This is a genomic window from Protaetiibacter mangrovi (genome assembly GCF_024752305.1).
GTDB lineage: Bacteria > Actinomycetota > Actinomycetes > Actinomycetales > Microbacteriaceae > Homoserinibacter > Homoserinibacter mangrovi.
The window spans coordinates 437,338-456,331 of sequence record NZ_JANTHX010000007.1 but is presented as its reverse complement, the minus strand read 5'-3'; the positions used below and the strand labels follow the sequence as shown (position 1 = coordinate 456,331).

21 protein-coding genes are annotated in these 18,994 nt (G+C 73.0%); 10 read left to right on the top strand and 11 right to left on the bottom strand.

Translation table 11 applies throughout. The annotated features are described in order from the left end of the window. The first annotated feature begins 2 nt into the window (after positions 1-2). Positions 3-659 carry a CoA transferase subunit B gene (locus NUH29_RS09875; RefSeq protein WP_258798938.1) on the top strand — a complete coding sequence of 219 codons (657 nt, stop codon included), beginning with the start codon at positions 3-5 and terminating at the stop codon, positions 657-659. Continuing rightward, the gene (locus NUH29_RS09870) at positions 656-1,843 is read left to right on the top strand and encodes an acetyl-CoA C-acetyltransferase (RefSeq protein ID WP_258798937.1); all 1,188 of its coding nucleotides are present in this window, start codon (positions 656-658) and stop codon (positions 1,841-1,843) included. Before NUH29_RS09875 ends, NUH29_RS09870 begins: the two co-directional genes overlap by 4 nt. 3 nt (positions 1,844-1,846) lie before the next feature. Here NUH29_RS09870 and NUH29_RS09865 read toward each other — a convergent pair whose 3' ends face one another. The 8 genes from NUH29_RS09865 to pcaH all read right to left on the bottom strand — a co-directional run bounded on the left by NUH29_RS09865 (position 1,847) and on the right by pcaH (position 8,282). After that, entirely contained in the window at positions 1,847-3,016 is a 1,170-nt protein-coding gene (locus tag NUH29_RS09865) for a thiolase family protein (protein WP_258798936.1), read from the bottom strand. 1 nt (position 3,017) lies between these two features. Beyond that, on the bottom strand, positions 3,018-3,671 hold the full coding sequence (locus NUH29_RS09860) for a 3-oxoacid CoA-transferase subunit B (RefSeq protein ID WP_258798935.1): 654 nt from the start codon (positions 3,669-3,671) through the stop codon (positions 3,018-3,020). After that, positions 3,668-4,414, bottom strand: coding sequence for a 3-oxoacid CoA-transferase subunit A (locus NUH29_RS09855; protein WP_258798934.1), 747 nt, complete (start codon positions 4,412-4,414; stop codon positions 3,668-3,670). Before NUH29_RS09855 ends, NUH29_RS09860 begins: the two co-directional genes overlap by 4 nt. Next, positions 4,411-4,824 (bottom strand): 4-carboxymuconolactone decarboxylase, encoded by a 414-nt coding sequence (gene pcaC / locus NUH29_RS09850; protein WP_258798932.1) that lies wholly within the window; start codon positions 4,822-4,824, stop codon positions 4,411-4,413. The genes NUH29_RS09855 and pcaC overlap by 4 nt, the downstream gene beginning before the upstream one ends. Next, complete coding sequence (locus NUH29_RS09845; RefSeq protein WP_258798930.1) at positions 4,821-5,603, bottom strand: alpha/beta fold hydrolase; 783 nt, start codon at positions 5,601-5,603, stop codon at positions 4,821-4,823. Before NUH29_RS09845 ends, pcaC begins: the two co-directional genes overlap by 4 nt. Then, the gene (locus NUH29_RS09840) at positions 5,600-6,565 is read right to left on the bottom strand and encodes a lyase family protein (RefSeq protein ID WP_258798929.1); all 966 of its coding nucleotides are present in this window, start codon (positions 6,563-6,565) and stop codon (positions 5,600-5,602) included. The genes NUH29_RS09845 and NUH29_RS09840 overlap by 4 nt, the downstream gene beginning before the upstream one ends. A 344-nt stretch (positions 6,566-6,909) precedes the next feature. Further along, a complete protein-coding gene (gene pcaG / locus NUH29_RS09835; protein ID WP_258798928.1) occupies positions 6,910-7,473 on the bottom strand; it encodes a protocatechuate 3,4-dioxygenase subunit alpha in 564 nt (187 codons plus the stop codon). Then, on the bottom strand, positions 7,473-8,282 hold the full coding sequence (gene pcaH / locus NUH29_RS09830; RefSeq protein ID WP_258798927.1) for a protocatechuate 3,4-dioxygenase subunit beta: 810 nt from the start codon (positions 8,280-8,282) through the stop codon (positions 7,473-7,475). Before pcaH ends, pcaG begins: the two co-directional genes overlap by 1 nt. Before the next feature lie 115 nt (positions 8,283-8,397). Here pcaH and NUH29_RS09825 point away from each other — a divergent pair, with 115 nt between their 5' ends. Both NUH29_RS09825 and NUH29_RS09820 read left to right on the top strand, forming a co-directional pair. After that, the gene (locus NUH29_RS09825) at positions 8,398-9,150 is read left to right on the top strand and encodes an IclR family transcriptional regulator (protein WP_258798926.1); all 753 of its coding nucleotides are present in this window, start codon (positions 8,398-8,400) and stop codon (positions 9,148-9,150) included. A gap of 110 nt (positions 9,151-9,260) precedes the next feature. Beyond that, on the top strand, positions 9,261-10,454 hold the full coding sequence (locus tag NUH29_RS09820) for a 4-hydroxybenzoate 3-monooxygenase (RefSeq protein ID WP_258798925.1): 1,194 nt from the start codon (positions 9,261-9,263) through the stop codon (positions 10,452-10,454). 11 nt (positions 10,455-10,465) lie between these two features. Here NUH29_RS09820 and NUH29_RS09815 read toward each other — a convergent pair whose 3' ends face one another. Next, positions 10,466-10,903, bottom strand: coding sequence for a MarR family winged helix-turn-helix transcriptional regulator (locus NUH29_RS09815; protein ID WP_258798924.1), 438 nt, complete (start codon positions 10,901-10,903; stop codon positions 10,466-10,468). 125 nt (positions 10,904-11,028) lie between these two features. Between NUH29_RS09815 and NUH29_RS09810 the strand changes: the two genes are divergently transcribed. Genes NUH29_RS09810 through NUH29_RS09785 form a run of 6 tightly spaced genes read left to right on the top strand, consistent with a single transcriptional unit; the run spans position 11,029 to position 17,081 of the window. After that, positions 11,029-11,973 (top strand): SDR family NAD(P)-dependent oxidoreductase, encoded by a 945-nt coding sequence (locus tag NUH29_RS09810; protein WP_258798923.1) that lies wholly within the window; start codon positions 11,029-11,031, stop codon positions 11,971-11,973. Beyond that, positions 11,970-12,869 (top strand): amidohydrolase family protein, encoded by a 900-nt coding sequence (locus NUH29_RS09805; protein ID WP_258798922.1) that lies wholly within the window; start codon positions 11,970-11,972, stop codon positions 12,867-12,869. The genes NUH29_RS09810 and NUH29_RS09805 overlap by 4 nt, the downstream gene beginning before the upstream one ends. Beyond that, entirely contained in the window at positions 12,866-13,324 is a 459-nt protein-coding gene (locus tag NUH29_RS09800) for a MaoC family dehydratase (RefSeq protein WP_258798921.1), read from the top strand. Before NUH29_RS09805 ends, NUH29_RS09800 begins: the two co-directional genes overlap by 4 nt. A gap of 37 nt (positions 13,325-13,361) precedes the next feature. Beyond that, a complete protein-coding gene (locus tag NUH29_RS09795; RefSeq protein ID WP_258798920.1) occupies positions 13,362-14,918 on the top strand; it encodes an acyl-CoA synthetase in 1,557 nt (518 codons plus the stop codon). A gap of 28 nt (positions 14,919-14,946) precedes the next feature. Continuing rightward, positions 14,947-16,620, top strand: coding sequence for a CocE/NonD family hydrolase (locus NUH29_RS09790; RefSeq protein ID WP_258798919.1), 1,674 nt, complete (start codon positions 14,947-14,949; stop codon positions 16,618-16,620). Next, a complete protein-coding gene (locus NUH29_RS09785; protein ID WP_258798917.1) occupies positions 16,617-17,081 on the top strand; it encodes a DUF3237 domain-containing protein in 465 nt (154 codons plus the stop codon). Before NUH29_RS09790 ends, NUH29_RS09785 begins: the two co-directional genes overlap by 4 nt. A gap of 9 nt (positions 17,082-17,090) precedes the next feature. Here the strand turns inward: NUH29_RS09785 and NUH29_RS09780 are convergent, their stop codons facing one another. Continuing rightward, positions 17,091-18,134 carry a substrate-binding domain-containing protein gene (locus tag NUH29_RS09780; RefSeq protein ID WP_258798916.1) on the bottom strand — a complete coding sequence of 348 codons (1,044 nt, stop codon included), beginning with the start codon at positions 18,132-18,134 and terminating at the stop codon, positions 17,091-17,093. A gap of 10 nt (positions 18,135-18,144) precedes the next feature. Further along, the gene (locus tag NUH29_RS09775) at positions 18,145-18,993 is read right to left on the bottom strand and encodes an ABC transporter ATP-binding protein (RefSeq protein WP_258798915.1); all 849 of its coding nucleotides are present in this window, start codon (positions 18,991-18,993) and stop codon (positions 18,145-18,147) included. Position 18,994: the final 1 nt, after the last annotated feature.

The following is an 18,994-nucleotide window of genomic DNA, read 5'->3' as shown; positions in this document are numbered from 1 at the left end:
CGATGGCGCTCACCCGTGACGAGATGGCCGCCCGCGCGGCGCGCGAGCTGGCCGACGGCTCCTACGTGAACCTCGGCATCGGCCTGCCGACCCTGGTGCCGAACTTCGTGCCCGACGACGTGACCGTCGTGCTGCAGTCGGAGAACGGCATCCTCGGCGTCGGCCCGTACCCCACGGAGGACGCGGTCGACCCCGACCTCATCAACGCCGGCAAGGAGACCGTCACGGTGCTGCCCGGTTCGGCGTTCTTCGACTCGGCGACGAGCTTCGGCATGATCCGCGGCGGCAAGATCGATGCCGCGATCCTCGGCGCCATGCAGGTGTCGGCCACCGGCGACCTCGCCAACTGGATGATCCCCGGGAAGATGGTGAAGGGTCCGGGCGGCGCGATGGACCTCGTGCACGGTGCCGCACGCGTCATCGTGCTCATGGAGCACGTCGCCAAGGACGGCAGCGCGAAGATCGTCGACGCCTGCTCGCTGCCGCTGACCGGCCGCGGCGTCGTCGACCGGATCATCACCGACCTCGCCGTCATCGACGTCACCGCCGACGGCCTCGTGCTCGTCGAGACGGCGCCGGGGGTGAGCGTCGACGAGGTGATCGCGGCCACCGAGCCTCCTCTCGCGGTGTCGGCAGCGCTCGTGGAGCCGGTCCGATGAGCGCCGACACCGACGTGGTCGTCGTCGCGGCGGCCCGCACCCCGCAGGGGCGCCTCTCGGGTGCGCTCGGCTCGCGCAGCTCCGTGCAGCTCGGGTCGGCGGCGATCCGCGGCGCCCTCGAGAAGGGCGGCGTCGCCGCATCGACGGTCGATGCCGTGCTCGTCGGGCAGGTGCTCGCCGCGGGCGTCGGGCAGAACCCCGCCCGCCAGGCGGCGCTCGGCGCCGGTCTCGGCTGGCACGTGCACGCCGGCTCGATCAACAAGGTCTGCCTCTCGGGGCTCACCGCCGTCATCGACGGCGCGCGGATGATCCGCGCGGGCGATGCCGAGGTCGTCGTCGCCGCGGGCATGGAGTCGATGACCCGCGCGCCGCACCTGCTGATGGGCTCCCGCGCGGGCTGGTCGTACGGCAGCGTCGAGGTGCTCGACCATCTCGCCCACGACGGCCTGACCGACGTCTACGACCACGAGAGCATGGGCGCCTCGACGGAGCGCCGCAATCCGGAGCTCGGCATCACCCGCGAGGCGCAGGACGCGGTCGCCGCCCGTTCGCACCGCCGGGCGGCCGCGGCGCAGCGCGACGGGGTCTTCGACGCCGAACTCGTGTCGATCGAGATCCCGCAGCGCACGGGCGACCCGGTCGTCGTCACCGCCGACGAGGGGGTGCGTCCCGACACGAGCGAGGAGCGGCTGGCCGGACTCCGGCCCGCCTTCGCCGAGGGCGGCACCATCACGGCGGGCAACTCCTCGCAGATCTCGGACGGCGCCTCCGCCGTCGTGCTCACCACGCGCGCCCGCGCGGCATCCGAGGGGTGGGACGTGCTGGCGACGCTCGGCGCCGTCGGCCAGGTCGCCGGCCCCGACAACTCTCTGCACGCCCAGCCGGCGCGCGCCATCGAGCAGGCCTGCGCCCGAGCGGGCATCACCCCGGCCGACCTCGACCTCGTCGAGATCAACGAGGCGTTCGCCGCCGTGGTCGTGCGCTCGCAGGCCGAGCTGGGTCTCGCCGACGACGTCGTGAACATCCACGGCGGAGCGATCGCGCTCGGCCACCCCGTCGGCGCGAGCGGCAACCGGCTCGTCGTGCACGCGGTGCACGAGCTGGTGCGCCGTGGCGGCGGCACCGCAGCCGTCGCGCTGTGCGGCGGGGGCGGTCAGGGCGAGGCGCTCCTCCTCACGCGCTGAGGCTCAGCGCTCGAGCACGACCGCGAGGCCCTGTCCGACGCCGATGCAGATGGCGGCGACCGCGACCCCGCCCCCGCGGCGGGCGAGCGCGTAGGCGGCGCGGGCGATGATGCGTCCGCCGGAGGCCCCGAGCGGGTGGCCGATCGCGATCGCGCCGCCGTGCACGTTGACGCGCTCGGGGTCGAGTTCGGTCCAGAGCCTCAGGCAGGCGAGGCTCTGCGAGGCGAAGGCCTCGTTGAGCTCGACCACATCGACATCGGCCCAGCTGCGGCCGGCGCGCGCGAGGGCGCGGTTCGCCGCCTCGACCGGCGCGACGCCGAACACATCCGGGTCGTTCCCGAAAACGCCGCGGCCTGTGATTCGGGCGAGCGGCTCGGCGTCGAGCGCCCCCTCCCGGCCGAGCAGCACCGCCGAGGCGCCGTCGTTGATGGGGGACGAGTTGCCCGCCGTGACGCTGCCGTCCGCGGCGAACAGCGGCTTCAGACTGCCGAGCTTCTCGAGGGTGGTGTCGTCGCGGATGCCCTCGTCGCGGGGCAGTTCGACCCCCGGCACCTGCACGATCTCGTCGGCGAAGACCCCCTCGGCCCACGCCGCGGCGGCCAGGTGGTGGCTGCGCAGTGCGAACGCGTCCTGCTGCTCACGCGTGATCCCGTAGATGTCGGCGAGCTTCTGCGCCGACTCGCCGTTCGAGATCGTCCACGGTTTCGGGAACGCCGGGTTGACCATCCGCCAGCCGATGGAGCTGTTCCACATCGTCGGGTTGCCGGATGCCGGGAACGGCTTCGGCGACTTCTCGACGATGAACGGGCCTCGGCTCATCGACTCCACGCCGCCCGCGAGCACGAGGTCGGCGTCGCCGGCCTCGATCGCGCGGGAGCCCTGGATGACCGCCTCGACCGACGAGCCGCACAGCCGGTTGACCGTGACACCCGGAACGCTCGTCGGGAAGCCCGCGAGCAGCGCGCCGAAGCGCGCGACGTCGCGGTTGTCCTCGCCCGCCTGGTTGGCGTCGCCGAAGATCACGTCGTCGATGCGCGCGGGGTCGAGGCCCGTCCGGTCGACGGTGGCCCGCATCACGACCGCGGCGAGGTCGTCGGGCCGCACCCCGGCGAGCGCTCCGCCCGCGCGGCCGAACGGTGTGCGCACGGCGTCGTAGATCACGGTGGCGGCCATGTCATCCCTCCCGGGTCGCGTCGACGAGGTGCAGCCCGGTGAGCCGCTCGAGTTCGTCGACGGTGGTGTCGCCGAAGGTCTCGCGCACCGCGAACCCGTCGTCGGTGATGTCGAACACGGCGTGGTCGGTGTAGACCCGCGAGACGCAGCGCACGCCGGTGAGCGGGTAGTCGCAGGCCGTCACGAGCTTCGAGGTGCCCTCCTTGGTGAGCAGGTCGGTCATCACGTAGACCGCCTTCGCGCCGATCGCGAGGTCCATCGCGCCGCCGACCGCGGGGATCGCGCCGGGCGCCCCCGTCGACCAGTTGGCGAGGTCGCCCGTCTCGCTCACCTGGAACGCCCCGAGCACGCACACGTCGAGGTGCCCGCCGCGCATCATCGCGAACGAGTCGGCGTGGTGGAAGTAGGCGGCGCCTGGCAACGCCGTGACTGCCTGCTTGCCCGCGTTGATGAGGTCGGGGTCGACCGACCCGGCGGCCGGAGCCGGACCCATCCCGAGCAGCCCGTTCTCGGTGTGCAGGATGATCTCCTGGTCCGCGGGCAGGTACTCGGCGACGAGCGTCGGCGCGCCGATGCCGAGGTTGACGTACGAGCCGTCGGGGATGTCGGCGGCGATCCGACGCGCGAGCTCGTCGCGCCCGATGCGGGTGGTCATCGCGCGGCCTCCGGGGTCTCGAGCGGGCGCCCCTCGACGTCCACGCCGCCGACGAACTCCCCACCGTCGAGCCACGGGCGCGAGCCGACCGCGACGACGCGGTCGACGTAGAGCCCGGGCGTCACGACCGTCTCCGGGTCGAGCGCGCCGAGCGGCACCACCTCGTCGACCTGCACGATCGTCGTCGTCGCGGCGGACGCCATGACGGGGCCGAAGTTGCGGGCCGTCTCGCGGTAGACGAGGTTGCCCCAGCGGTCGGCTCTGAGCGCCGAGACGAGCGCCACGTCGGCGCGGATCGGGTATTCGAGCACGTAGCGGCGCCCCTCGATCACCCGCTCCTCCTTGCCTGCGGCGAGCTCGGTGCCCACCCCGGTGGGCGAGAAGAAGGCGCCGATGCCGGCGCCGGCGGCCCGGATGCGTTCGGCCAGGTTGCCCTGCGGCACGAGCTCGAGCTCGATCTCGCCCGCCCGGTAGAGGCCGTCGAACACCCAGGAGTCGTGCTGGCGCGGGAACGAGCAGATGATGCGCCGCACCCGCCGGGCGGCGAGCAGCGCGGCGAGCCCGGTGTCGCCGTTGCCGGCGTTGTTGCTGACGATCGTGAGGTCACCGGCCCCGCCCGCGATGAGGGCGTCGATGAGCTCGACGGGCTGCCCTGCGCGGCCGAAGCCGCCGATCATGACGGTCGCGCCGTCCGGGATGCCGGCCACCGCATCCGCGACGGTCGCGACGGTCTTGTCGATCACGCGGGCTCCTCGGGGGTCTCGCCGAGCACCTCGGAGGCGATCCGGAACGCGGAGTTCGCCGCGGGCACGCCGGAGTAGATGGCCGACTGCAGGATCACCTCGCGGATCTCATCGACGGTGAGGCCGTTGCGGATCGCCGCGCGCAGGTGCATCGCGAGCTCCTCGTGGTGGCCGTGGGCGATGAGCGAGCTGAGCACGGCGACTGAGCGCGAGCGCCGGTCGAGCCCCGGCCGCGACCACACGTCGCCCCAGGCGACGCGCGTGATGAAGTCCTGCCAGTCGGCGGTGAGCTCGGAGGTGTTCGCGATCGAGCGGTCGACGTGCGCATCCGACAGCACGGCGCGACGCACCGTCATGCCCTGCGCGTAGCGCTCGGCGTCGCTCAGCCCCTCGCCGTCGGGTCGTGTCATCGGGCCGTTCCTTCCGTGCGGGGATCGAAGAAGTCGCGCAGCGCGCGGGCGGTGGCCTCCGGTTGCTCGGCCGGGGGCAGGTGGGCGGCGTCCTCCACGACGACCGCGCGGCCGTCGGCGACGCCCGCCGCGACCTCCTCGGCCTTCGCCTCGGGGGCGACCCGGTCGTGTCTGCCCCAGAGCGCGAGCACCGGGGCGTGGATGCGTCCGAGCGCCGGCCGCACGTCGTAGCCGGCGAGCGCTTCGCAGCACAGTGCATAACTCTCGTCGTCGGCGTCCTGCAGGGCGTGCAGTAGGCGCCCGGTCAGCTCGGGTCGGCGGGCCATCGAGCCGTCGGCGAACCAGCGCTGGGCGGAGCCGACGATGACGCTCGAGGTGCTCTGGGCGCGCACCTGCGCGGCGCGCTCGTGCCATGCGGTCGGGTCGCCGATCTGCGCCCCCGAGGCGAGGATCGCCGCGGCTCGTACCCGGTCCGGATGCCGCAGCAGCAGCTCGAGACCGGTGGCCCCGCCGAGCGAGACGCCCGCGTAGAGGAACTGCGCGTCCGGCACGGCAGCGGCCACCGCATCCGCGAGCTCGGCGACCGTGAACGGAGCGCGGGCGGCGGGGGCGGTGCCGTGGCCGGGCAGATCCCAGGCCACGACGCGATAGCGCTCGGCGAGAGCCGGTACGGCGTCCTCCCAGAGGATCGTCGAGGTGCCGAGCGAGGGGCCGAGCACGAGCAGCGGGGCGTCGTCCGGCCCGGCCGGGGCGGTGAGGGCGATCGCGGGCACGGTCACGAGTCGCCCCCGAGCTCGTCGACGAAACCGGGCGCCAGACCCGTGTAGCCCGCGGGGTCGAGCAGGCCCTCGACGTCGAGGTCGGCCGCCTCGGGCAGCTCCCGGATGCGGTCGGCGAGCGGTGCATCGCCGGTCAGCAGCTCGGCGAAGCGCTCGGCGCCGATGCGGGGCACCAGCACGCGCGCGAGACGCTCGGCGAGGATGCGCCCGCCCGACAGCTCGAGGTTGCGCCGCACCGCCGCGGGGTCGAGCCGCAGCTCGGCCGCCAGGTGGGCGGCGTGGGCGGAGGCACCGAGCGCGAGCCGCAGCAGTTCGCGCAGCGTCGGCCACTCGGCGTGCCAGGCGCCGTCGGGGCGCTCGTCGACGGCGGTCGCCGCCGCCAGGTGCAGGGTGGCGCCGAGCTGCGGAGCACGCAGGGCGGCCGAGCGGATGAGCACCGACTCGGCGGGGTTCGCCTTCTGCGGCATCGCCGACGACCCGCCCCCCGAGCCCTCGGCGAGCTCGCCGATCTCGGGCCGCGACAGCGTCGCGACGTCGGCGGCGATCACGCCGAGCGCGTCGAGCGCCTGCACGAGCGCATCGCCGAGCTCGGTGATCGGCCAGCGTGCGGTGTGCCAGGGGGCATCCGGGGCGGCCAGCCCGAGCTCGGCGGCGTAGGCGGCGGGAAGCGCCGCCGCGAACCCGACGCCGAACTCGTCGACGGATGCCGCGAGCGTGCCCGCCGCACCGCCGAGCTGGGCCGGCAGCGCGTCGCGTGCCGCCTCGAGCCGGACGGCCGCGCGGTCGACGCCGCGCACCCAGCCGGCGAGCCGCGCCCCCACCGTGGTGGGGACCGCGTGCTGGGTGAGGGTGCGGGCCGCGGCGACCACGTCGCGATGCGTCCGAGCGCCGACCGTCAGTGCCTCGGCGGTCGCGCGCAGCTGCCCGAGCACGGCATCCGCGGCGTCCCGGGCGACGAGCATGAGCGCCGAGCATGAGCGCCGTGTCGAGCACGTCCTGGCTGGTGGCGCCGCGGTGCACCCACGCGCGCGCGTCGGCGGGCACCCGCGCCCGCAGCAGGCCGACGAGCGGGATCACGGGGTTGCCGCCACCCGGCGCGGCGGCCGCGAGCTCGGCTGCGTCCACGCCGTAGCCGCGGAGGGCGTCCGCGACGGCGTCGGCGACGGTGCCGTCTACCGCGCCGAGCGAGGCGAGTGCGCGCACGAGCGCGACCTCGGCTACGACGAGCGCGTCGACGACCGCGTCGTCCGAGACGGCGGCGTCGTGTCCCGCGGTGACGGGGCTCAGCAACCCGACGTCGAAGGGGTCAGAAGGCAAGGAAGACCGTCTCCTTCTCGCCCTGCAATCGGATGTCGTGGTGCAGTCCGCCATCGGGCGTGCGTGTCGCGACGAGGGTAGCGCGCTCGTCGGCGTCGAGGGACGCGAGCAGCGGGTCCGCGTCGAGCACTGCCGCATCCGAGGGGAGGTAGATGCGGGTGTGCAGCTTGTCGGGCAGCCCGCGCGCGAACACGACAGCGGCGAAGAACGGCGCCGCACCCGACCCGCTCGGGCCGGGTTCGCGGGTCCAGAACTCGTAGTGCCCCTCGTCGTCGGTCATCGCGCGCCCGAAGCCGGTGAAGCTGTGGTCGTCGCGGCGCCGCGCCCCGCGTGCCCGGGCAACCGAGCCGTCGGCATCCGCACCCCAGATCTCGACGATCGCATCCGGGATCGGCGCTCCCGCCCCGTCGAACACCGTGCCGCCGAGCACGATGGCGCCTGCGGAGTGCGGGAACACCACCTCGTGCATCTTCGGGTACGCGAGCCCGAAGGCGAAGAACGGGCCGACCGTCTGGCCGGCCGAGGGGGCGTGGGTCTTCCGCGGCGCGCCCATCAGTGCTCCTCCTCGCCCTCGGTCCAGGTGGCATCCGGGCCGTCGACGACGATGTCGAAGCGGTAGCCCATCGAGAACTCGGGCACCGTCAGGTCGTGGTCGTAGGCGCTCACCAGGTTGTCGCGGTCCGTCTGGCGGTGGATCGACTGGTAGATGGGATCGAGCGCGAACAGCGGGTCGCCGGGGAAGTACATCTGGGTGACGAGCCGCTGCGTGAACGAGGTGCCGAACACCGAGAAGTGGATGTGGGCGGGCCGCCAGGCGTTGACGTGGTTCTTCCACGGGTAGGGCCCGGGCTTGATGGTCGTGAAGAGGTACTCGCCCGCGTCGTCGGTGACCGTGCGGCCCGCGCCCGTGAAGTTGGGGTCGAGGGGCGCCGGATGCTGGTCGCGTTGGTGGATGTAGCGGCCGGCCGAGTTCGCCTGCCAGATCTCGACGAGCTGATTCGCGAGCGGGCGACCCCAGGAGTCGAGCAGCCGCCCGCGCACGGTGATGCGCTCGCCGAGCGGTTCGCCGGCGTGCTGCAGCGTCAGGTCGGACTCGATCTTCGCGACGTCGCGCTGGCCGAAGGCGGGCGAGAACAGCTCGATCGTCTCGGGGTCGACGAGCTTCGGATTCTTGGTGGGGTGGCGCAGGATGCTGGAGCGGTACGGCGGGAAGTCGTGCATCGTGGCGTGCAGCGTCTCGCCCGCGCCTTCCCGCGTGCGGTAGGCGGCGTGCAGCTCGGTGATCTCCCGCGTGATCTCGCGCTGCGACGCCTGGTCGGGCGCGGCGAGCAGGCTCTCGGGCGCTGCGGCGATGTCGGTCATGGGTCCCCTTCGACGCCACACGGATGCGGTCGCTCCATCGTCGGCCCTGGCCTCCGTCCCCGCGAGATCGTTCCCGCTGAATGGGAATCGGATGCCGCTGTGGCATCCTGGGCCCGTGGCGAACTCGACCTCCGGCGACTCGGTGACCGACCGGCTCGTGCGCGTGCTCGAGACCTTCACCCCCACCCGCACCGTGCAGACGACGGCGGAGATCGGGCGACGGGCGGGGTTGCCGAGCTCCTCGGCGCACCGCATCGTCGGCGAGCTCGTCGAGGCCGGTCTGCTCGAGCGCGACGAGGACCGCCGGGTGCGCATCGGCATGCGCCTGTGGGAGCTGGCCACCCGCTCCTCCCGGGCGCTGCGTCTCCGGCAGGCGGCGCTGCCGTTCATGGAGCGCGTGCAGTCGCGCGTGCGCGAGCACACCCAGCTCGCCATCCTCGAACAGGACGAGGCGCTCTTCCTCGAACGCCTCAGCAGCCCCGCCAGCGGCTCCAACGTCACCCGGATCGCGGGCCGGCTGCCGCTGCACGCCTCCAGTTCGGGCCTGGTGCTGCTCGCCTTCGGCGACCGCGAACTGCAGGAACGCGTGCTCGCGGCCCCGCTGCATCCGCTCACCGCGGCGACCCTCACCGACCCGGCCGCCGTTCGGCGCAAGCTCGCCGAGATCCGCACGCTCGGCCACGCGGTCGCCCCGGGGTTCATCGAGGAGGTGGCGACCGGGATCGCCGTGCCGATCCGGGATGAGACGGGGCGGGTGATCGCGGCGCTCTCGGTGGTGCTGCCCCGCGACGCCCAGCCGGAGTTCGCGATCGTCGAGCTGCACCGTGCTGCGCGCGACATCGAGCGCTCCCTCGGCTACCGCCACTGAGCGCCGGCGTCGCTCCTCGACCACCTAGATCCCCGTTCATCGGGAATCGCCCCGCGCATCCCCGTCTCCCCTGCGCACAATGTCGCGTCCCGACGTCGAAGGAGACGCCCATGTCCGACACCCTCCGCACCCGCGTCGCCATCGTCGGCGCCGGTCCCGCCGGCCTCGTGCTCTCGCAGCTGCTGGCCGACGCCGGCATCGACTCGGTGATCCTCGACTCCCGCACCCGCGAGCAGATCGAGACCACGATCCGCGCGGGCATCCTCGAGCAGGGCACCGTCGAGCTGCTGCGCGCCCTCGACCCGGGCACCCGTGTCGACACCGTGGGGCACCGCCACGACGGCGTCGAGCTGCGGTTCGCGGGGGAGGGGCACCGCATCGACTTCGCGGCGCTCGTCGGCCGCAGCGTCTGGCTGTACCCGCAGCACGAGGTGCTGATCGACCTGCTGGCGCTGCGGCTCGGTGCCGGGCAGGACATCCGCTTCGAGACGACCGCCGACCACGTCGAGGGCGTCGACACCGACCGGCCGCGCGTCGTCGCGGTCGACGCCGGGGGCGAGCAGCTCGTGGTCGACGCCGACTTCGTGGTCGGCGCGGACGGATCGCGCAGCGTCGTGCGTGCCGCCGTCACCGGTTCGCAGACCGGCGGCTACTTCCGCGAGTACCCGTTCGCCTGGTTCGGCATCCTCTGCGAGGCGCCGCCGAGCGCCGACGAGCTCATCTACTCGAACTCCGAGAACGGCTTCGCGCTGGTCAGCCAGCGGAGCCCCGAGGTGCAGCGCATGTACTTCCAGTGCGACCCGGAGGCCGACCCGGACGCGCTGTCGGAGGCCGAGATCTGGGACACCCTGCAGTCCCGCGTGCCGGGCACCACCCTCCACGAGGGCCCGATCTTCCAGCGCGACGTGCTGCGCTTCCGCAGCTTCGTGGCCCACGAGCTGCGGAACGGACGTGCCGCCCTCGTCGGCGACGCCGCACACACCGTGCCGCCGACGGGAGCCAAGGGCATGAACCTGGCGATCGCCGACGTCGTGCTGCTCGCCCGCGCGCTGCGCGCGCTGCTGCTCGAGGGTGATGCGCGGCTCGTCGACGGCTACGCCGCGCAGGCCCTCGACCGCATCTGGAAGGCGCAGCAGTTCTCCTGGTGGATGACGAGCATGCTGCACCTCGCGCCCCAGTCGAGCGATTTCGACCGACTGCGCCAGCTCGGCGAACTGCGCACCGTCGTCGACTCGGCGGCGGGCCGCACCTATCTCGCCGAGGCCTACACGGGCTGGCCGCTGCCCACCTCCCACGGGGATTGAGCAGCCGCGGGTCAGTCGTCGGGTGCGCTCAACGCGTCGCGCCACGCCTCGAGCGCCGCGCGCGCGGTCGCGACGCGCGAGGCGGAGGTCTGCGCCGTCATCCGCTGCTCGAGCTGTGCGACCGGTTCGCGCAGTGCCTCGAGCACGCGGCGCCCGTCGGCCGTGAGGCGGATGAGGTTCTGCCGCCGCGAGCGCGGGTCGGGGTGCCGCTCGATGAGGCCACGGGCGTCGAGCGCGGCGACGAGCTCTCCCATCGTCTGCGCCCGCACGAAGGAATGCCGGGCGAGTGCCGCGCTCGTCAGGTCGGGATGCCGCTCGAGCACCGTGAGCGCGGTGTACTGGATGGTGGTGAGCCCTTCCGCGGCGACGACGCCGTCGAGTCGGGCGCGCACCGCGAGCTCGACCTGCTTGACGAGATACAGCAGTGTGGCCTGATCGTCCTGCGTCACCCGGGCTCCTTCCGCGGCTGTCAGCCCAGCCTAGGGGTCACCAGGTTACCGCGGAATGGACAGGAAACCTGATGATCTGGCAAGCTGGGCCGGTGCGCATCGCCGCGCAGCCGAAGGAGAGATCGATGACCGCATCCGAGCAGCCGACCCTCGCGGGCAAGACAGCCATCGTCACCGGAAGCGGCCGGGGTCTCGGGCTCTCCTACGCCCGCGAACTCGCCCGACACGGTGCCGCCGTCGTCGTCAACGACGTCGACCCGGACGCCGCGGCCGAGGCCGTCGCCGCGATCGAGTCAGACGGTGGCCGCGCGGTCGCCGTCGTCGCGCCGGTCGGCGAGACCGAGACCGCTCAGCAGCTGGTGCGCACCGCGGTGGAGACCTTCGGCGGACTCGACATCCTGGTCACCAACGCGGGCCTGCTGCGCGACAAGAGCCTTCTCAAGATGACCGACGACGACTTCGACGCCGTCGTGCGCGTGCACCTGCGCGGCACCTTCACGTGCGTGCGCGAGGCCTACGCCCACTTCAAGGAGCACGGCGTCGCCGGTCGCATCATCGCGATCGGCTCGCCGACCGGCCAACGCGGCAACTTCGGGCAGACGAACTACGCCGCGGCCAAGGCCGGCATCGTCGGCATGGTGCGCACGTGGGCGCTCGAGATGTCGCGCGCCGGCATCGGCGTGAACGCCGTCATCCCGGTCGCCGCGACCGCCATGACCCGCACCGTGCCGTACTTCGCCGCCGCGATCGCCGCCGAGGACGCCGGGCAGCCGATGCCCGATTTCTACCGCAAGGACCTGGGCTTCGGCACCGCGGACGACGTGGCCGGGCTGGTGGCCTTCCTCGCCTCGGACGAGGCGGCCGGCATCACCGGCCAGGTGATCGGAGCCGGTGGCGACCGGATCCAGCTGTGGACCCACCCCGAGCCGGTGCTGAGCGAGTTCCGCGACGGCGGCTGGAGCGCCGCGGCGATCGCATCCGAGCTCGCCCCGGTGCTGCGCGAGAACGCGCAGTCGGTCGGCGAGGACTTCCCGCCGCTGCCCGCCGAATTCCAGCCGGAGCAGGCGTGACCCGCTACGAACCCGCGCTCGACCTCGACGCGATCGAGGCGATCGACGTGCACGTGCACGTCGAGGTCGGCGACGACGGGCACGCCTCGTTGCCGCCCGCGCTCGCCGAGGCGGCGAGCCGGTACTTCAAGACCGACGGCGTGAACCCCGACCTCGGCAGCATCGCCGCGTACTACCGCGAACGCCGGATGGCGGCGGTGGTGTTCTCGCTCGACGCGCACACCCAACTCGGGCACGCGCCCATTCCGAGCCTCGACGTCATCCGGGGGGCCGCCGACCACGCGGACGTGCTCATCCCGTTCGCCTCGGTCGACCCCCGCGACGGCGAGCGGGCGGTCGACGCGCTGCGCGAGCTCGTGGTCGACCACGGCGCCCGCGGGGTGAAGCTGCACCCGACCGTGCAGGGCTTCGACCCGAGCGCCGACGAGTTCCGGCCGCTGTGGGCGGCCGTCGAGCAGCTCGGCGTACCGGCGATCGTGCACACCGGCCAGACCGGCATCGGCGCGGGCACCCCGGGCGGGGGCGGCTTCCGGCTGCGCTACTCGAACCCGATGCTGCTCGACGACATCGCCGCCGACCACCCCGGGCTGCAGGTCATCATGGCTCACCCCTCGGTGCCCTGGCAGGACGAGGCGATCTCGATCGCGACCCACAAGGCCAACGTCGCGATCGACCTCTCGGGGTGGAGCCCGAAGTACTTCCCGCCGCAGCTGGTGCGCGCCGCCGCCACCTTCCTGAAGAGCAAGGTGCTGTTCGGCTCCGACTTCCCGCTGCTGACCCCAGAGCGCTGGCTCGCCGACTTCGCGGCCCTCGACATCCCCGACGAGGTGCGCCCCCGCATCCTCCTCGCCAACGCCGTGCGCGTGCTCGGCCTGACCCCCAAGGACCCCTCATGACCCGCACCGCGACCCTCGCCGACCTCGACGCGCTCGTCGGAACCGAGTTGGGAGCCTCCGGATGGCGCGAGGTCACCCAGGAGCGCATCGACACCTTCGCCGACGCGACCGACGACCACCAGTGGATCCACGTCGACCCCGAGCGCGCCGCCACCGGCCCGTTCGGCGCGCCCATCGCCCACGGCTTCCTCACGCTGTCGCTGTTCATCCCGCTGTGGGGTGAGATCTTCGCGCTCGACGGCGTCGAGACCAAGGTCAACTACGGCCTCGACAAGGTGCGCTTCACCTCGCCGGTGAAGGTCGGCGCGCGGGTGCGGCTCGTCGCGACGCTCGCCCGGGTGGAGCAGATCGCCGGCGGTGTGCAGTTGCACGTGAGCGGCATCATCGAGATCGAGGGCGCCGAGCGCCCGGCCGTCGTGATCGAGTTCATCGAGCGCGACTACCTCGCGAAGTAGCCTGCGAACGGGCCCGGAGGGGCGGAGGGAGTCGAGGATGATCCCGGACGGCATCGGCGGATGGCTGCGTCGGCGCGCCCGGACGTCGGCCGACCACCCCGCGATCGTGTTCCGGGGTGAGGGCACGAGCTATCGCGAGCTCGCGGACCGCGTGGATCGGATCGCGGATGCGCTCGCCGCCCGCGGCATCCGTGCGGGCGACCGCGTCGCCTACCTCGGCAACAATCACCCGTCGTTCGTCGAGCTGCTGTTCGCGTCCGCGCTGCTCGGCGCGATCTTCGTGCCGCTCAACACGCGCCTCGCGGTGCGCGAGCTCGCCTACATGCTCGGCCAGTCCGGGTCGCGGCTGCTCGTCAACACCTCGCCCCTCGAGCCGGAGGCCGCGGCGGCCGCCGCCGAGCTCGGCATCCCGCGCATCGTGGTCGTCGAGAACCACCCCGACGACCCGGTCACGATCGACGCCGCCGTCGAGCGCTTCGACGCGCTGCTCGCGGGCGCCCCGGATGCACGCGCCCGCCCGGAGGTCGTGCTCGACGACCCGGCGATGATCATCTACACCTCCGGCACCACGGGGCGCCCGAAGGGGGCGGTGCTCACCCACGGCAATCTCACCTGGAACGCGCTCAACGTGCTCGCCGACTACGACGTGGTGAGCACCGACCGCGCGCTCATGGTGTCCCCCCTGTTCCACGTCGCCTCGCTCGGAATGGGGTGCCTCCCCGTGCTCGCGAAGGGCGCCACCCTGCTGCTCGAGGAGCGTTTCGTGCCGGGGGATGCGCTGCGCACGATCGAGCGCGAGCGCGCGACGAGCATCAGCGGGGTGCCCACGACCTTCCAGCTCATGGTGGAGGCGCCCGAGTGGGCGACCGCCGACCTCTCCTCGCTGCGGCTCATGACGTGCGGCGGGTCGCCCGTGCCGGCGCGGGTGCGCGAGGCCTACGAGGCGCGGGGGCTGCACTTCTCGGGCGGCTACGGCATGACCGAGAGCGCGCCCGGGGTGACGATGCTGCCGCCGCAGCATTCGGTGTCGCGCGCGGGTTCGGCGGGGCTCGCCCACTTCTTCACGCGGTTCCGCATCCGGGGCACGGAGGGGGTGCCGGCGCGACCGGGGGATCCCGGCGAGATCGAGGTGCGCGGGCCGAACGTGTTCGCCGGCTACTGGGACGACGACGCCTCGACCCGCGACGCGTTCACCGACGACGGTTGGCTGCGCACGGGCGACATCGGGAGCGTCGACGAGGCGGGCTTCCTCTCCATCTCGGACCGCGTGAAGGACATGATCATCTCGGGGGGCGAGAACATCTACTCCTCGGAGGTGGAGCTCGCGATCGCCGCCATCCCCGGCGTCACCGGCGTCGCCGTCATCGGGGTGCCGCACGAGCGCTGGGGCGAGGTGCCGCACGCGGTGGTGACGCTCGCCGCGGGGGCGACCCTCGACCCCGAGGAGCTCGTCGCGCAGCTGTCGACGCGGCTCGCACGCTACAAGACGCCGCGCACTTTGGAGATCGTCGACGAGCTGCCGCGGACCGCGAGCGGCAAGGTTCAGAAGCACGTCTTGCGGGAGCGCTATCGGCTGTATAGTCAGGAAACCTGACAATCAACGGACTCGACGAGGAGACCGCATGCCCACCCTGTCCCAGCGCATCACCCGTGCCCTCGACCGCCGCTCCCGCCGCGGCGTCGCGCTCGGACCCCACGAGCTCACGGTCCACAAAGACCTCCGCATCCCCATGGACGACGGGGTGGAGTTGCTGGGCGACCTCTACGCGCCGGACGGGGCCGACCCGACGCTTCCCACCATCCTGATCCGCGGGCCCTACGGACGCAGTGGCCCCCTCGGCGGCATGGCGCGGGTGCTCGCCTACGAGGGGTTCCCCGTGCTGTTCGTCAGCTCGCGCGGCACCTGGGGGTCGCAGGGGGTCTTCACGCCCCAGGTCGACGAGCAGCGCGACGGGATCGCGACCGTGCGCTGGGTGCGCAGCCAGCCGTGGTTCACCGGGCACCTCGCGATGACCGGCGAGAGCTACATGGGCTACACCCAGTGGGCCATCGCGGGACGCATGCAACGGGAACACCCCGACGAAGCACCCGAGGCCTACATCATGCAGATCACGATGCCGGACTTCGGCGCGATCACCTGGGACAACGGCGCGTTCTCGCTGCGCAACGCGCTCGGGTGGACGCGGATGATGGTGCGGATGCGCCAGGGCGGGGCGGCGCTGCTCGGCATGCTGCTGCCCGACCCGAAGCTGGCGAAGGCGTTCGACGTGCTGCCGCTCAGCGCCGGCGACGCCGCCGCCTCCGGCGAGACCGTGCACTGGTACCAGGACTGGGTGCGCCACGAGAAGCTCACCGACGAGTACTGGACGCAGCAGTCGCACACCGAGTCGGTCGCCGACGTGACCGCGCCCGTGCTCATGGTCACCGGTTGGTACGACATCTTCCTGCCGTGGCAGCTGCGCAACTACGCGCGCCTGGCGGCGGCCGGCAACCCGCCCCGCATCACGATCGGGCCGTGGGGGCACGTGAGCCCCGGTCGCGCCGTGCCCGCGCATCGGGACACGCTCGCCTTCCTGCGCGAGACGTTCCTCGGACGGGCGTGGGACCGTCCCGCTCCCGTCCGCGCCTTCCAGACGGGCGCCGAGGAGTGGCACGACCTGGCGAGCTGGCCGCCGGCGGGGTCTGCGCCCACCGAGTGGTTCCTGCACGAGCACGGCGCGCTCTCGACCGACACCGCGGCATCCGGATCCACGAGCTACACCTACGACCCCGTGCACCCGACGCCCGCGGTGGGCGGGCCGAGCCTCGAGCCGAAGACGCTGCCGACCGACAACGCCGCGCACGAGACGCGCGACGACGTCGTCGCGTTCCGCTCCGAGGAGCTGGCCGCGCCGCTCGACGTGGCGGGGGAGCCGGTCGCGCGCATCCGGGTCCGCTCCAGCGCCCCGAGCTTCGACGTGTTCGTGCGCATCACCGACGTGCACCCCGACGGGCGCGTCATGACGGTGTGCGACGGCATCCGCCGCATCGGCTCGGTCGGCACCGCCGCGACCGACCCCGCCCCCGACGCCGACGGCTCCCGCGAGGTCGAGGTGGCGCTCTGGCCCACCTTCCACCGTTTCCTGCCGGGGCATCGCGTGGGCATCCAGATCAGCTCGGGCGCCCACCCGCGCTACGCACGCAACCCGGGCACCGGCGAGGCGGCCTTCGATGCCGCGACCACGGTGGTCGCCGACCAGGTGCTCGCCCACGGCCCCGACGGATGCCGCATCGCCCTGCCCGTCTGGTCGCGATGAGCGGTCTACCGGTCCCGCAGCTCACCCCCGCCTTCGAGGTGGTGGCCGAGCTCGGCCCGCTCGAGGATCACGGCCTCACCCGGGTCGGCCATCGCCGGGTGGTCCCGATCACGGGCGGCGAGGTGCGTGGAGAACTCACCGGCCGGATCCTGCCAGGCGGTGCCGACTGGCAGGTGCTGCGCGCCGACGGTGCGGTCGACGTCGACGCGCGCTACACGGTGCGCACCGACGCGGGGGCGTTCGTGCTCGTGCACTCCCGCGGGTTGCGCAGTGGCAGCCCGGAGGTGCTCGAGACGCTGCTGCGCGGCGACCCGGTCGACGCGTCCGCGTACTACTTCCGCACCGTGCTCACCCTCGAGACCTCGGCGCCCGAGCTCGCGCCGCTCGAACACGCCGTGTTCGTCGCCTCCGCGGCCCGCGACGCAGACCGGGTGCGCTACGTGGCCTATCGCGTGAGCTGAGCGATCCGGCTACGCGACGTGGTAGCGCGAGCAGGCGTCCTCGATGCCCGCGCACACGTCGGCGAGGGAGGCGGCGCCCGCATCGATCGCCTCGGACACCCGCTCCGGGGTGATGAGGCTCGCGTGGACGTAGACGTACGGCGTTCCGTCGTCGAGCTCGCCGTCGGACTCGGGCGTCTCCCCGAAGAGGATCGTCACCGCGACCTGGGCGGCCGTCTTCGCCTCGGCCGAGTAGGGCTTCAGCACGGTCGACGCCTGCGTGCCGAGCAGCACGCTGCGCAGACCGGCGAGGGTCGCGTCCTGCCCGGTGACGATCGCGCGCATGCCGCGCGCATCGAGGGCCTGGATGGCACCGGCAGCGTTGGTGTCGTTGGCCGCCCAGATCGCGTCCACCCGACCGAGCAGGTCGAGCGAGGTACCGACGGTCTCGGCGGCCTTCGCCGCATCCCAGGCCGCAGGCAGGTCCGCACTCGGCGAGACGCCGGCGGCCGCGAGCACCCCGACGGCGCCCTGCCGGGTGAGGGCGGCGGTCGGATCGTCGTCGTCGCCTCCGACGAAGTCCACCACGGCGAGACCCGGGTCGACGCCGGCGGCCGAGAGGCCGTCGAGGATCGACTGCCCCTGCAGGGCGCCGATGCGCTCGTAGTCGAACGAGACGAGGAAGTCGGCGCCGGTGAACGGGCGGTCGTAGGCGACCACGGGGATCCCGCGCGCGTGCGCGTCGATCGCCACCTGTGCGGCGGCGCCGCCCACGTCGGCCAGGATCATCACGCCGCATCCGCCGTCGATCATCTCGGACGCGATACGGAGGAACGCCGAGGAGTCGCCCTCCGCGTTGTCCGAGACCACCTGGAAGCCGGCATCCTTCACCGCCCGTTCGAGCGCGGGACGATCGCTCCCCTCCCAGCGCGGCGACGACGTGGTGTCGGGCAGGACGATGCACGCGCGTGTGGAACGCGCGCCGGCGTCGGAGCCTTGGACGGCGCACCCGGTCAGCGCGAACGCGGCGACGGCGGCTGCGGCGACGAACGGGAAGCGCTTCGGGTGGCGCATGGTCGTCGGCTCAGTGTCGCCGCAGCACCGTCGGCGTCGACGCCGTCTCGGTGCCCCGGTTGTGCTTGGCGCGCTGGATCTGCTCGTAGATGTGGCTGCGCAACGCCGCGAACTGCGGATGCGAACGGGTCGTGAGCTGGTCGCGTTCGGCGGGCAGGTCGATCACCACGTCGTCCTGCACGACGGTCGGCGAGTTCGACAGCACCACGACGCGCTCGCCCAGGTACACCGACTCGTCGATGTCGTGCGTGACGAACAGGATCGTCACGCCGAGCTGCTTCCAGATGACGCGGATGAGGTCCTCGAGGTCGGCGCGGGTCTGCGCGTCGACCGCGGCGAAGGGCTCGTCCATGATGAGCACCTTCGGCTTGTAGGCGAGCGCTCGTGCGATGGCGACGCGCTGCTGCATCCCGCCGGAGAGCTGCCACGGGTACTTGCCTCCGGCGTCGTCGAGGCCGACCGCGTGCAGCGCGTCCGCCGCTGCCGCCCGCCGTTCGGGCTTCGAGACGCCCGCGCTCTTGAGCGGCAGCTCGACGTTGGCCTCGACGCTCATCCACGGGAAGAGGCTGCGGCCGTACTCCTGGAACACGACGGCCATCGCCTTCGGCGGCGCGGTGATCGCCTCGCCGAGCAGCTCGATGCGTCCCGAGGTGATCGGCAGCAGTCCGGCGATGCACTTGAGCAGCGTGGTCTTGCCGGCGCCGGAGGGGCCGACGATGCACACCAGCTGGCCTTCGGGAACCGAGAAGTGCAGGTCGCGGACGGCCTCGACGCCGCCCGTCGCCGTCGGGTACACCTTCTTGAGGTGCTCCACGACCAGCAGGGGTCGTGCCGCCGCGCCGGAGGGTTCGGGGGTCATG